This is a genomic window from Mesorhizobium sp. WSM3224, assembly GCF_000427725.1.
Classification (GTDB): domain Bacteria; phylum Pseudomonadota; class Alphaproteobacteria; order Rhizobiales; family Rhizobiaceae; genus Mesorhizobium.
The window spans coordinates 94,724-108,753 of record NZ_ATYO01000012.1; the positions used below are offsets into that span (position 1 = coordinate 94,724).

A 14,030-nucleotide genomic window follows, 5' to 3' on the forward strand; every position below is an offset into this window, starting at 1 on the left:
GGTCTCATTATGTCCACCACGATCAGCCAAGCCGAGAGCGCCAGAATAGAAGGCGCAATTCAGGCAGCAGTCTCGGGGTCGTGGAAGGAATTTGCGAAACTCACCGACGAACCGTTTCCAAACGATGCATCGATGAAGGAGCAGTTCGAAGATTCCTCTCCCCGACTTCAGCAGGCCGGCGGAAATTGGGAAATGACCTCGGGCATAGGTATCGTGCCTGAAGATGGGACGCGCGTGATTACAGTAATGATCAAAGCGCCGCCCACCGTGGATATAGTCTTGACGCTGCATAGCACAAGCGATCAGGATGACAGCACCATCAGCATCTGGACATTCTTTCAGCAGCTGAACTGGGACGACTAGGCCCTCGCGCTACCCCACCCACTTCTCGTAGTCCGACACCAGCAGGTGCACCGGCGCCACATCCTCTTCGATGTTGGAGAAGCGGCCGATGGGGTCGCGGAAGACATTGTCGGTGAGGTCGTCATTGACGGTCGAGACCTCGCCGATCAGCACGTCCTTGCCCTCGGCCCAGAAGGCGTGCCAGACGCCGGGCAGCAGCGTCACGCTCTGGCCGGGATCGAGCTTCAGGAGCCCGCCCGCCGGCAATCTGTGGATGGTGCCGTCGACCGGCACCGACACTTCGGCCTTCGGGTCGATGCCGCCGTCGCGGTCATGCATGAACAGTTCCAGCACCAGCTTGCCGCCGCCGCGGTTGATGATGTCCTCGGCCTTGATATTGTGGCGGTGCATCGGCGAGAGCTGGCCCTTGCGCGAGATCATGATCTTCTCGGCATAGAGCATGCCCATGCCGAGCTTCATGTCCTCGTAGCGGCCGTTGCGAACGGTGAACAGGAACAGGCCAAGTTCGTCGAACTTCTCCTGGCCGTAGTCGGTGATGTCCCAGCCGAGGCGCGAGGTGAAGATGGCCGAGGAGTCGGCCCTATGGGCCTTCATCTCTTCCGGCGACCAATAGGCGAAGGGCGGCATGATGTAGCCGAAGGAGCGGATGAAAGCATCGGCTTCGCGGATGATGTCGTTGATTTTTGAGCGCTTCATGGTCGTGTTCCTCCCGGGCCGCTGTCCTGCTGAAATCTGCCCATCCGAATAGCCCAATGCCGGTCCGCTGTCGACGCAAACTGGCGGCCCTGGCCCCGTGACATCCAGCCGGATCGGGCTCATAACGCCAGCCAGATTTGAGATGGTGATTTTTCATGCCAAGCATAGACGACCTCGACACACCGGCGATCTTGATCGATGCAGCCCGCGCCGAAGCCAACATCAGACGTGCGCAGGCGCATGCGGACGCCCACGGGCTGAGACTTCGACCGCATGTCAAGACGCACAAGCTGCCCTACTGGGCGAAGAAACAGGTCGCAGCGGGGGCGGTCGGCATCACCTGCCAGAAGATCGGCGAGGCCGAGGTGATGGCCGATGCCGGGCTGACCGATATTTTTCTGCCGTACAACATCCTTGGGCGCGCCAAATTGGAGCGGCTGAAGGCGCTGCATGGCCGCGTCACGCTCTCTGTGACGGCGGACAGCCATGAGACGCTGGAGGGGCTTGCCGCCACCTTCACCGATGCCGGCCATCCGCTGTCCGTGCTGGTCGAGTGCGACACCGGCATGGGCCGCTGCGGTGTGCAGGGTGGCGACGATGCGCTGGCGCTGGCGAAGGTGATCGACCAGGCCAAGGGCCTCGCCTTCGGCGGGCTGATGACCTATCCGGCCGCCGGCCGCGCCGCCGAGGCGGATGCCTGGCTGAAGAACGCGCGCGAGGCGCTCGCCGCGGCGGGGCTCGAATGCGAACGCATCTCCAGCGGCGGCACGCCGGACATGTGGCGTTCGGGCGAGGACAGCGTCGTCACCGAATACCGGCCCGGCACCTACATCTATCTCGACCGCTACCAGGTCGCCAAAGGCGTCGGCACGCTGGACGACTGCGCGCTGACGGTGCTTGCCACCGTCGTCAGCCATCCGACGGCGACGCGCGCCATCCTCGACAGCGGCAGCAAGGCGCTGTCTTCCGATACGCTGGGGCTGCCCGAATTCGGCGAGCTGCTCGGCATGCCCGGCGCTCGCGTCACGGGCTTGAGCGAAGAGCATGGCAACGTCACGCTTGCGCAGGGCGCCAAGCTTCGCATCGGCGAGCGTGTGCGCGTCGTGCCCGACCATTGCTGCGTGGTGACGAACCTGTTCGACCAGGTGCATCTGATCGACGGCGACAAGGTGCTGGAAACGCTGCCGGTGGCAGCGCGCGGCAGGATGGGTTGACGCCTACTGCCCCTCGGCCTGCCGGGCGGCAACTCTGCGCATCGCAGTCACGCGGCGGCGGAATATTTCCGTGCGCATCGCCATAAAATGCAGGGCGAAAAACAGCACCGTGAAGCCGAGCGCCATGACGGCGAGCGGCCACAGCATCGAGGGATCGATGGTCGGGCCGCCGAGCCGGAAGACCGAGGCGGGCTGGTGCAGCGTGTTCCACCAATCGACCGAGAATTTGATGATCGGGATGTTGATGAAGCCGACCAGCGTGATGATGGCGGCGGCCCAGGCGGCACGGCCGGCGTCGTCCAGCGCGCGGGTCAGCGCGATGATGCCGAGATACATCAGGAAGAGCACGAAGACCGAGGTCAGCCGGGCGTCCCACACCCACCAGGTGCCCCACATCGGCTTGCCCCAGATGGAGCCGGTGATCAGCGCCAGCGCGGTGAAGGTAGCGCCGATCGGAGCCGCCGATTTCAGCGCGACATCGGCCAGCGGATGGCGCCAGACCAGCGTACCGAGCGCCGAGATCGCCATGATTGTGTAGCACATCATGGCGAGCCAGGCGAAAGGCACGTGGATATACATGATGCGCACCGTGATGCCCTGCTGGAAATCCCCCGGCGCGGTGAAGCTCATATACAGTCCCACGGCGAGCAGGATCGCCGCAACCGTCGCCAGCCAGGGAACGACCTTGTCGGCCAGCCCGACGAAGCGCGTCGGGTTGGCGAGATCGGTCCAGCCGGCGAGGCGTGAGGTGGTGTCGCTCATGACGACCTAAATAGACCGGCAAGCGGTCAGGGGCAATCGGACGGATGTCGCACTTTGCCTTCTCCCCTTGTGGGAGAAGGTGGATCGGCGCGTAGCGCCGAGACGGATGAGGGGTGTTCCAGCTGAGTGAGACGCTGGTGTTCCCTGGAACACCCCTCATCCGTCGCCTTCGGCGACACCTTCTCCCACAAGGGGAGAAGGGAAGAACTTATGCCGCTTCGTTGACCGGACGGCTGAGGCGGCGGACTTCTTCGTCGTTGAGCAGGCCGCCGGCGCGCAGCAGGCTGGCGAAGCGGCCGTTGCGCAGCGACAGCTCAGTGAAGCCGCCCATCTCGACCACCTTGCCCTTGTCCATGAAGACGACGAGGTCGGCGTCGCGGACCGTGGTCAGGCGGTGGGCGATGATGAAGGTCGTGCGGTCGCGGCGCAGCTCGTCGATCGCTTCCTTGACGCGGTCCTCGGTTTCGACGTCGAGCGCGCTGGTCGCCTCGTCGAGCACCAGGATCGGCGCGTCCTTCAGCACGGCGCGGGCAATGGCGATACGCTGGCGCTCGCCACCCGAGAGCTGGCCGCCACGCTCGCCGACGACCGTGTCGTAGCCGGAGCTCTTGGCCAGGATGAAGTCCTGCGCGGCAGCGGCATTGGCGGCGGCGTGGATCTCGTCATTGCTCGCATCGGCGCGGCCGACGCGGATATTGTCCTCGATCGAGCGGTTGAGCAGGCCGGCGTCCTGGAAGACGGTGGCGATCGAATGGCGCAGCGACTTGCGGGTCACCGTCTTGGTGTCGACGCCATCGATCAGGATACGGCCGCTGGACGGCGTGAAGACGCGCTGCAACAGATTGATGAGCGTCGTCTTGCCGGCGCCGGTCGGGCCGACGATGGCGACCGTCTGGCCGGCCTGGACCTCGAACGAAACGTCCTCGATGCCGTGGCCGGAATTGGCGAACTCGAAGCCGACGTTCTCGAAGCGGACATGGCCGGTGACGTTGGTCAGTTCGCGCAGGCCGTCCGGCTCGGCGGTTTCGGCAGCCGAGTCCTCGAGGCGGTAGAAGTCCTCGAGCTTGGCGCGGGCCTCGGAAATCTGAGTGGTGAAGGCCGACATCTGGTCCAGGCGAGCGATCAACATCCCTGCAAAGCCGATGAAGGCGACGACATCACCGACGCGCAGCTCACCCCGGGTGACGAGATAGGCGCCGATCGAGAGCACGATCATCATCGAGATGGTCGAGGACAGGCGGTTCAGCGCATTGGCGATCGCCCACCAGTCGAGCACCGGGTTCTGCGCGTCGAGCAGGTCCTTGACGTAACGCTTCAACGTCGCGGTCTCATGGCCGATGCGGTTGTAGCTCTGCAGCACGGCGACATTGCTGACGCTGTCGGTCACATGGGCAAACACGGTGTGGTAGTGGCGTTCCACGGCGGTCTGCCCTGACTTGGTCCGGCGCATGACGATACGGCCGATGCCAACGTAAAGGATGCCGAGGCCAAGCAGCACAATGGACATGCGGATGTCCATGGCAAGCGCGGTCGGCACCAGCAGCACCAGCGCGATGGCCGTCGAGAGATGCACACGCATGAATTCGAGCCACAGGCTGAAGAGGGTCTCGACAGCACGCAGCAGCGTGTGCAGCGAATTGGAGGCGCCGCGCTGGTGGTGCCAGGCAAGCGGCATTGTGATGACGCGCTCGAAGGACTGGCACAGCACTTCAGAGCGGCGGGCATGGGCAAAGCGATCGGCGCCGCGCGCCACCAGGACGAAGGCGATGACGTTGAAGGCACCGAGGGCAGCCCAGACAGCGAGCGTCGAAAACACCGGGCCCTTTTCGGAAATGGCTCCGATCACCCGACCCAACAGGATCGGCTCGAGGATTGCGATCGCCGCCAGCACGATGTTGGCGGCGCAGATCAGCGCGACGCGCTTCTTGTCCGACGCCAGATAACCCAGCGCTCTAAAGTAGATCTGCAGAAGGGACACTTCAGCTACTCCGCCAAACTCTTGTTCCGTGCTCGATGCCGACATTGTGCACCGCACCATTTTCTGACACGTATCGGTTAATGTGTCGCGAAACAATGCGCCGTCTATCCCTTCCGTTCCCATTTAGCGAACAAAAGATGACGACGGTGCGAAATCTGGCGTGATCACCTAACGGTTTGAGATAAAAGGTGAAATGTCAGCCTTGCGGCAAAATAATGGCAGCTGTCCCGCGCTGCCACATTTTTAATCACAAGCTGCTTGCTTAGCGGGCCCTAAAGAGCGGACGGGACCTGGCGCGGCATCCGCGCCAAGTAAAAGGCCAAGCTTGGCCGCGCACCCAGAAGGGTGTGCAGCCAACAAGCCAAGTCCTTGATCTTACGCAGGTATCTTGACGACGACCTCGGTCTTGCCACCCGCTTTCGGCTCAAAGGAGGTCGATTTTTTCTTCGAACCATCGACTTCAAGCGAGATCGACTTGGTCTTTTTGTCGCGGATGACGCGAACCTTGATCTCGCCGTCGAACATCTTGAGCGTCGCTGCATAGCCGTCCCAATGCCCGGGCAGCTTCGGCCTAAACGTGATCTCCTTGCCGCGCCGCTCGATGCCGAGGATGCCTTCGACTGCGGCACGGTAAAGCCAGCCCGCCGAGCCCGTGTACCAGGTCCAGCCGCCGCGGCCGCCCTTGCCCTCGCCGGCATAGATATCGGCGGCAACGACATAAGGCTCGACACGGTAGTGCTCTGCCGCCGCTTCGTCCGAAGCGTGATTGACCGGGTTCAGCATCGAGAAGCAGCGATACGCCTCGTCGGTGCGGCCCATTTCGGCCAGCGCGATCACGAACCAGGTAGCGGCGTGGGTATACTGGCCGCCATTCTCGCGCACACCCGGCGGGTAGCTCCTTATGTAGCCGGGGTCCTTCTCGCTCTTGGAGAAGGGCGGCGTGAACAGCTTGACGATCTTGAGCTCGTCATCGACCAGCATCTTGGTCGCCTGCTGCATGGCCGTCGTCGAGCGCGCGGGATCGCCCTCGCCCGACAGCACGCTCCAGGACTGGGCGATGGAATCGATCTTGCACTCGTCGGAATCGTGGGAGCCGAGCGGCGTGCCGTCGTCGAAGCTGCCGCGCCGGTACCACTGGCCGTCCCAGGCGGTGCTTTCCAGCGCCCGCTTCAGCGCATCGGCATGCTTCACCCAGGCCTGTGCCCGCTTGGTGTCGCCTTGTCCCTTGGCGACAGGCGCGAAGTCCGTGAGCGTCTTCAACAGGAACCATCCCAGCCAAACGCTCTCGCCCTTGCCGCCCTCGCCGACACGGTTCATGCCGTCGTTCCAGTCGCCGCCGAGGATGAGCGGCAGGCCGGCAGGGCTGCTGCGCTTGATCGCGAGATCGAGCGCCCGCGCGCAATGGTCATAGAGCGGTGCGGTGTTCTTGGTGATCTCCGGCGTGAAGAAGGCGTCATGCTCGCCCTCACCGAGCTGCTGCCCGTCGATGAACGGCAATGGCTCCTTGAGGATCGCGGCGTCGCCGGTCACCTCGATATAGCGGGCCGTCGCATGCGCCAGCCAGACAACGTCGTCCGAGATCATGGTGCGCACCCCGGCATCGGTGCGCGGCAGCCACCAGTGCTGCACGTCGCCTTCCGGGAACTGCCGTCGCGCGGCGTTGAGGATCTGGTCGCGCGCCAGCTTCGGGTCATGCGCCAGAAGGGCGAGTGTGTCCTGCAGCTGGTCGCGGAAGCCGAAAGCGCCGCTCGCCTGATAGAAGGCAGAGCGGGCGCGGATGCGGCAGGCCAGGCTCTGGTAAGGCAGCCAGTGGTTGACCATGGCGTTCATCGCCACGTCGGGCGTCTCGACCTGGATGGTGTCGAGGAAGCCGCGCCAGGCCTTTTCGTTATCGGCCAGCCGCCGATCGAAATCCTTGCCGCGATGGGCCTGCACCAGCGCGCTTGCCTCGGCGGGCGTGGACGCGTCGCCGAGCAGCCAGAGCAGCGTGACGTCGCCGCCGGCCGGAATGTCGATGTCGCTGGCGACGACCGCGCAGGGATCGTCGCCCGCCTCGATGCGGCCGGAGAGCGCAAGCCCGCCAAGCACGGCCTGCGGATACTCGGTCGTGCCATGCCTGCCGATGAACTCGCTGCGGTCTGCCGTCACCGAATGGACGGTGTGGGCGGCCGCCAGGAAAGCAACTCGTTCGCCGAAGTCGAGGCCATAGGGGTTCTGCGCCAAGAGCGCGCCTGTCGCTTCATCCCGCGTGGGCACGATGGTCGCCGCGGTGCGCGAGCGGTGGCCGCCCAGCACCCATTCGGCATAGGCATAGACGCGCAGCCGCGCCGGCATGGAGCCGGAGTTCTGGATGCGCAACCGGGTGATCTTCACCGGATCGGCGGGGTCGACCACCTGCGTCAGGTCCATCGACAGCGGACCTCGCCTTGAGCGGAAGGTCGAGAAGCCCTGGCCGTGCCAGGTCTCATAGGTCATCGACGGATCGCGAACCGTCGCAGCCATCGGCGAGAACGCCTTGCCGCTGGCGTGGTCGAAGACATAGAAGCCCTCGCCCGGCCGGTTCGACACCGGGTCGTTCGACCATGGCGTCAGCTGGTAGTCGCGGCTGTTGCGGCTCCAGGTGAAACCGGCACCTTCCGCCGAGACGTGGAAGCCGAAGGAGGGGTTGGAGATCACGTTGATCCAGGGCTGCGGCGTCGAACGCCTTCCGGTCAGCCGCGTCACATAGTGGCGGCCGTCGCCGTCAAAGCCGCCAAAACCGTTCCACAGGCCCAGCCCACTGCCGTCGGCGGCGATGTCGGCTCCGCCCTTGCTTGCAGGCACCGGCAAGGGCAACGGCGCAATGGGGTCGCGCGGCGTGCCGCCTTCCGCCTGAAGCAACGCATCGCGGGCCTGGAGGGCCGCGGTCTCGGCGCGTTCGAGCTGGTCGAAGATCGTGCCATTGCGCGTATGCAGCACGACGCGCGCCACCGACAGCAAGGTCTTGTAGGTCGGCTCGTCCATCAGGTCGCGGCGTACCGCGAAGATGTGCTGGCGGGGGCCTAGCTCGCGACCGCGCAGGCGGCTGTTCTCGCACAGCGTCTCCACCGCGCGCTGCAGGTCCTGAACATAGGACGAGGCCTGCTCGTTGACGACGACGAAGTCGATCATCATGCCGCGGGCGCGCATATATTCCTGGAAGCGGAGCGCCTGGGCGACGATCTCGAGATCGGCGACGTCGCCGATGCGCACGAGGAAGATCGGGTAATCGCCGGAGATGCTGGTCGGCCACAGGCTCGACTGACGGCCAAGGCCGGAGGCGATCGATTCCGCCGGCAGGCGCAGGAACGGATCGGGATAGATCAGATAGCGCGCCAGCTTTTGCACATTGGCGGCGTCGGTGAGGCTCAGGCCCAGATGACGCGTCTGCACCTGGCTGCGCGTCCAGGCAAGCATGGCCTGGCGAGCGAAGCTCTCCTGGTGGTCGAGGCGGGCGATCGCCTCGTCGAGATCGCCGCGATTGGCGCCGACGGCCGTCCAGAAGGTCAGCGAGATCTTCTTGTTGGCCGGCACGCGCACCTGGCGGCGCAGCGCCGCCACCGGATCGAGCGTGAAGCCCTGGCTGCCGGAAAGCCTGACGCCGGGGTCGAAGGCGACGGCATCGGCGATGGTTCGGCCACGGCCGATGAAGGCGCGCCGGTCGGTTTCGGCCTCGGCGTCGCGCGACGGACCCGCGGGGTCGGTGACGAAATGCACCATGGTGAGATCGGGATCGTTGTTGTCGCGCTTGCGCCTTGTGGCGAAGATCGCGCCGTTGTTCGGGGCGATCTCGGTCTCGATGAACATCTTGGAGAACGCCGGATGCGCGTTGTCCGAGGCTTCGTTGCCGAGCACAAGCTCGGCGAAGGAAGTCACCTCGATATGCCGGTCGGTTGCGCCGTCATTGTAGAGCGTGATGCGACGGCCCTCGCCATTGCCTTCGGAGATCACAATGCATTCGACTTCGGAACGCAGCGAGCCCACCGTCTTGGTGAAGCTTGCCTTGTCGTCGGCAAACAGCGTCTGGACGCGTTCGCCCTCGGCGCGCTTCGGCTCGGCGGTGGCCGACCACCAGTCGCCCGTCGTGATGTCGCGCAGGAAGATGTAGGAGCCGAGGCGATCCTCGCTCGGATCCGGCTGCCAGCGGGTGACGGCAAGCTCGCCGAAGCGGCTGTAGCCGGAGCCGGTGGCGGTGACCATGACCGAATAGCGGCCGTTGGACATGACATTGGTCGCCCGCAGCGCCTTGATCGGGTCGAGGACGACGCGGCTGTCGGGGCTCTCGGTCTCGGTCTCGTCCTTGGAGCGCTCGTCGGCTTCCGTCCTGACGGTTGCGGTCGGAATGTCGCGCGGTGCCTTCTCCTGCAACAGAAGCTCGGCCGATTCGATCACCGGGTCGCTGTGGAAACGCTCGCGCAGCCGGCCCTCGAAAATGGCGTCGGCGACAGCGGCGATCGACATGCCGGAATGGTGCGCCATGTAGTTCTGCACCACTGCGTGGTCGGTGCCTTCGGGCACGCGCTGCGGCGTGAAATCGACCGCATCGTAGAAGCCGTGGCGGCCAAGCGCCCCGATCGAGCGCAGCCGCTGCAGGTTCTGCACCGCTTCGCGCGGGCTGAACTGCGCCGCCAGGATCGTCGCATAGGGCGCGATCACGGTGTTCTGGCCAAGGCCGCGCTTCAAGCCGAGGCCGGGCACGCCGAAATTGGTATACTGATAGGTGAGCTCGCGGTCGCGGGCGTTGTAAGCCGCTTCCGAAATGCCCCAGGGCACGTTCTTGGAACGCGCATACTGGATCTGGCGCTTGATGATGAGCTTGCTGGTCTGGTTGAGGATCGAGCCCTGGGGCTCCTTCATCACCAGCGGCGGCATCAGGTACTCGAACATCGAGCCCGACCAGGACATCAGCGCGCCCTGGAAGCCGATCTCGACGATCGGCCGGCCGAGACGGAACCAGTGCTCGGTCGGCAGGTCGCCCTTGGCGATGGCGAACAGGCTGGTGAGCCGCGCCTCGGAAGCGAGCAGGTCGTAGCAGCTCTCGTCGAGCTGGCGGTCCTCGACCCGGAAGCCGATCGACAGCAGCTTGCGCTCCTGCCGCATCATGAAGGAGAAATCCATCTCGAAGGCATAACGGCGGCAGCGCTCGCGCAAAGCGAGCAGCTTGGCGCGCAATGCGGCGACCGCGCTCTCGTCATTATGCGAGTCATGCACATGCGCCTCGCAGGTCGCTTCCAGCCGCTCCGCCCAGTCGGCGATGACATCGCTCTTCGGCGAGGCCGCCTCGGTGTGGATGGCGGTGGCGAGCTTGCGGATCTCACCCGCCAGCACGGCAAGGTTGATGGTGCGGATCGAGGCCATCTCGGGCTGTGCCTTGATGGTCGCGACCGCGCGGCGCATGCCGTCGAGACGATCGGCGAGGCGCTGGCGCAGCGGCCGCAGCTGCCTGCGGTCGTCAGGCAATTCGTCCAGGCTCTCGTCGAGAATGCTGACGGTGTCGATGATGCCTTCGAAATCGCCCTGCAGATGGACCGACGGCGCTTCGGCCCATTCGGCGCAGGACGCCGCCACCGCGACCAGATGGCCGGCGAGATTGCCGCTGTCGACCGCCGAGATATAGAGCGGGTAAAGCGGCTTCAGCGTCGTCGTGTCGTACCAGTTGTAGAGATGGCCGCGGTCGCGCGGCATGTTCTCGATGGTCGTCATCGTTGCGTCGATGCGGGTGATGGCGTCCGATAGGCTGATCCAGCCGAAATCGCGCGCCGACACCACCGAGAGCAGATAGACGCCGATATTGGTCGGCGAGGTGCGCGGCGCCACAACCGGCGCCGGGCTTTCCTGGAAATTGTCCGGCGGCAGATGATGGTGCTCGGGCGTGACGAAGGTCTCGAAATAATGCCAGGTGCGGCGCGCGAAGGTGCGCAGAGCATGGATGTCGGCCGCCGAGATGCGCAGCCTGTCCTCGGTCTCGGCCGAGCGGCTGATCCAGCAGGCGACGGCAGGCGAAGCGATCCAGAAGATGGCGAAGAAGAAGGCGACGAAGGCGCCGGTGGAATCGGCCAGCACAGGAATTGCGAGGCCGACGACGCCGATGATCACCGCGCCATACATCATGCTGTAGTAGGCGCTGATATCGCTGCCGCCGCTCTTGTGTGCCTGCGAGGCGGTTCGCCATTCGAGCATGTTCTGCCGGCTGACGAAGAGCCGGTAGATGGTGCGGACGATGGCATCGCCCATCATCCAGGCGAGATGCGCCATCAGGAGCACCTTGAGCGCCACCAGGGCGGTACCGAACACGGTGTCGCGGGCCAAAGCGGAGAAATGGCCGCGCGGCGTCTGGTCGCCGCTCTTCGGCAGGATGCCGTTCACGATGTCGAAGGTCGGCGCCATGAACAGGCTGAGGATCAAAAGCGCCTGCCATTGCGCGGCCTGGGTAAAGGGCAGCAGCGTCCAGCCAGCGACGCAGGCCATGACCCAGAAGATCGGGGTGACAGAGCGGCGCAGGTTGTCGACCATCTTCCAGCGCGACATCGCCGGAACGCCGGAGCGCGGATCGAAGATATAGCCGAGCAACTGCCAGTCGCCGCGCGCCCAGCGGTGGTGGCGCGAGGCGTCGACCGAGTAGCGGGTCGGATAGTCCTCGACCAGCTCGACATCGGTGACCAGTGCCGCGCGCGCCAGCGCGCCTTCGAGCAGATCGTGGCTGAGGATGGTGTTCTCGTCGATGCGGTCCTTCAGCGCCGCCTCGAAGGCATCGACATGATAGAGGCCCTTGCCGGTGAAGGAACCGTCGCCAAAGACGTCCTGATAGACGTCGGAGACGGCGAAAACATACGGGTCGAGGCCGCGATTGGCGGAGAAGACGCGCTGGAAGAAGGAGGCATCGTCGCCGCTGGTGAGCGAAGCGGTGATGCGCGGCTGCAGGATTGTGTAGCCGGCGCTGACGACGCGCTTGACCGGATCGAAATGCGGACGGTTCAGCGGATGGGCGAGCTTGCCGACAAGGCTCGAAACAGCGTCGCGCGTGGTGCGCGTGTCGGCGTCGAGCGTCATCACGTAGACGACCGTTTCCGGCAGCGGCACGTCTAAAGGCAGGAAGGTGGTGTCGCTGTCGCCGCGGAGCAGAAGGTTCAGCTCATGCAGCTTGCCGCGCTTGCGCTCCCAGCCCATCCAGCAGCCCTGCGCCTGGTTGTATAGCCGGCGCCGGTGCAGCAGATAGAAGCGTGGCGAGCCTTCCGACGGATAGCGGGCATTGAGCCTGGCGATCTCGTCGCGGGCATATTGCAGGATCTCGATGTCGGCGGCGTCGATCTCCGTCTTTGAATCCGGCCAGTCGGACAATAGAGCGAAACGGATCTCTGCCGCCGTGTTGGCGAGGTGATGCACCTCGATGTTGCGGATATTTTCCTCGACATCGTCGCGCGAGCCGATCAGCGAGGGCACCACGACCAGCGTGCGCGCCTCGGCCGGAATGCCGTGCTTGTTGTAGTCGTAGCCGACAAGCCTGGTCGGTCTCAGGAACAGCGCGACCACGGTGTTGAAGAAGGCCAGCGCGCCTTCGCTGGCCGGCACCGCGAACAGCGCCAGCATCAGCGTGATCGATTCCACCGACAGGCCGAGATTGGCGAGCGCTCTTCCCGACAGAACCAGCAGCAGCGCCGTCAACAGGAAGACCGGCACGACGATGCCCAGCCAGCCGGCGCTGGCGAAGCCCCGCTTGAAGGTCACATAGAAAGGCGGCCGGTAGCCGATCGCCTTTTCCAGTTCCTGCCGACGTGGACCGACCAGGAAGAAGCCGACATCGGTGTGCACGGCGGGGTCGGCGGTTTCGGGCACGCCGGACGCGTCGGTGAGGCCGGGCGTGTGGCCGGCAAGCTCGATGGCTTTCTCGGCCACCCGGTATTCGGACAGGTCGGAGCGGCGCGCCAGCTGCTCGATCGCCGTGCGGTACTGGTCGCGCGAGAAGAAATCGAGGTCGGCGAAATCGGTGCGCTCGCGCAGCAGCGTGTCGATGCGGCTGACGCCTTCGAACCAGACCGTCCAGTCGACGTCGTTGATGAGGCGCAGGCCGCGGATGATGTTGCCGGTTGTGACGTTGCCACTGGAAAGCGTCTGATGCTCGGAGATGATGATCTCCTCGGCATCGGAGCCGGTCTTTTCCAGCTCGCCTTCCAGCCATTCCAGCGCACGGCCGGCATTCTGGGACCCGTCGCGCAGGCGGTAGAGCAGTTGGGTGGCGAAAGTGGTGTCCTGCGCATGCGCGCTGTAGGTCGACAGGATTCTTGTCCGGTCGGCATTGTCGTCGGTCGCCAGAACGCGGTCGGCGATCTCGTTGGCGATGTGTCGCATCTGCCTGGTGCGATCGACGCGTACGGCGATGCGGCGCAGGTTCTCGATCAGCACGAAACGCAGCAGCGACGGCAGCGCCCAGAGCTCGCCGATCTTCATCGGCTCGATCGACTGGAAGCCCTCGACGATGGCCTTGAACATGTTGGCCGAGACCGAGCTGTCGGAATGCTCGACATAGCTCCAGGCAACGACGAAGGCGCGTGGCAGCACCGTGCCGTCGCCGAGCGTGAGCGTCGGCAACTGCCGATAGAATCGGCGCGGCAGGTCGCGCTTGACCTGGAAGATGGTCTCCTCGACCAGGTAATTGTTGTCGAGCAGCCATTGCGCGGCCGGCGTGATGGTCTCGCCCTTGGCCTGGGCGGCATTGGTCGAGCGATAGACTTCGAGGATCTTCTTGGCGCTGTCGCGGATGCGGGCCTGGAACTCGAACGGGGCGAGGCCGAACAGTTCCTTGACCTCGCCCTTGGCCAACGCGACGCCCAAGGCGCGCAAGCGGTCTTCAGGCAGGAAATTGGAGCGTATCGGGGCGTCCGTCGCCATCGGGAAGCCGGCGCTCGTCTGTTCGATCTTGTTGGGATTCGTCTGAATGTTCATTGAAAATTCCGTAAGGCGGGGCGCAATGCGGCGTCACCGCCACGGCAATGCCCCTAAAA

6 protein-coding genes are annotated in these 14,030 nt (G+C 64.8%); 2 read left to right on the top strand and 4 right to left on the bottom strand.

Annotated elements, in window-relative coordinates:
- Positions 1-9: 9 nt before the first annotated feature.
- On the top strand, positions 10-363 hold the full coding sequence (locus YU3_RS0120595) for a hypothetical protein (RefSeq protein WP_027168022.1): 354 nt from the start codon (positions 10-12) through the stop codon (positions 361-363).
- Between the two features lie 9 nt (positions 364-372).
- On the opposite strand, the gene YU3_RS0120600 is transcribed toward YU3_RS0120595, so the two are convergent.
- Positions 373-1,059, bottom strand: coding sequence for a D-lyxose/D-mannose family sugar isomerase (locus YU3_RS0120600; RefSeq protein WP_027168023.1), 687 nt, complete (start codon positions 1,057-1,059; stop codon positions 373-375).
- 155 nt (positions 1,060-1,214) lie between these two features.
- Here YU3_RS0120600 and YU3_RS0120605 point away from each other — a divergent pair, with 155 nt between their 5' ends.
- The gene (locus tag YU3_RS0120605) at positions 1,215-2,273 is read left to right on the top strand and encodes a D-TA family PLP-dependent enzyme (protein ID WP_027168024.1); all 1,059 of its coding nucleotides are present in this window, start codon (positions 1,215-1,217) and stop codon (positions 2,271-2,273) included.
- Between the two features lie 3 nt (positions 2,274-2,276).
- Here YU3_RS0120605 and YU3_RS0120610 read toward each other — a convergent pair whose 3' ends face one another.
- From YU3_RS0120610 to YU3_RS0120620, 3 genes are all read right to left on the bottom strand, one after another.
- The gene (locus tag YU3_RS0120610) at positions 2,277-3,035 is read right to left on the bottom strand and encodes a heme ABC transporter permease (RefSeq protein ID WP_027168025.1); all 759 of its coding nucleotides are present in this window, start codon (positions 3,033-3,035) and stop codon (positions 2,277-2,279) included.
- A 208-nt stretch (positions 3,036-3,243) separates the two neighbouring features.
- The gene (locus YU3_RS0120615; protein ID WP_027168026.1) at positions 3,244-5,013 is read right to left on the bottom strand and encodes a glucan ABC transporter ATP-binding protein/ permease; all 1,770 of its coding nucleotides are present in this window, start codon (positions 5,011-5,013) and stop codon (positions 3,244-3,246) included.
- Between the two features lie 375 nt (positions 5,014-5,388).
- On the bottom strand, positions 5,389-13,971 hold the full coding sequence (locus YU3_RS0120620) for a glucoamylase family protein (protein ID WP_027168027.1): 8,583 nt from the start codon (positions 13,969-13,971) through the stop codon (positions 5,389-5,391).
- Between the last annotated feature and the right edge of the window lie 59 nt (positions 13,972-14,030).

Coding starts and splice junctions, on each gene's coding strand:
- YU3_RS0120595 (WP_027168022.1), top strand. CDS start 10: ATGTCCACCACGATCAGCCAAGCCGAGAGCGCCAGAATAGAAGGCGCA.
- YU3_RS0120600 (WP_027168023.1), bottom strand. CDS start 1,059: ATGAAGCGCTCAAAAATCAACGACATCATCCGCGAAGCCGATGCTTTC.
- YU3_RS0120605 (WP_027168024.1), top strand. CDS start 1,215: ATGCCAAGCATAGACGACCTCGACACACCGGCGATCTTGATCGATGCA.
- YU3_RS0120610 (WP_027168025.1), bottom strand. CDS start 3,035: ATGAGCGACACCACCTCACGCCTCGCCGGCTGGACCGATCTCGCCAAC.
- YU3_RS0120620 (WP_027168027.1), bottom strand. CDS start 13,971: ATGAACATTCAGACGAATCCCAACAAGATCGAACAGACGAGCGCCGGC.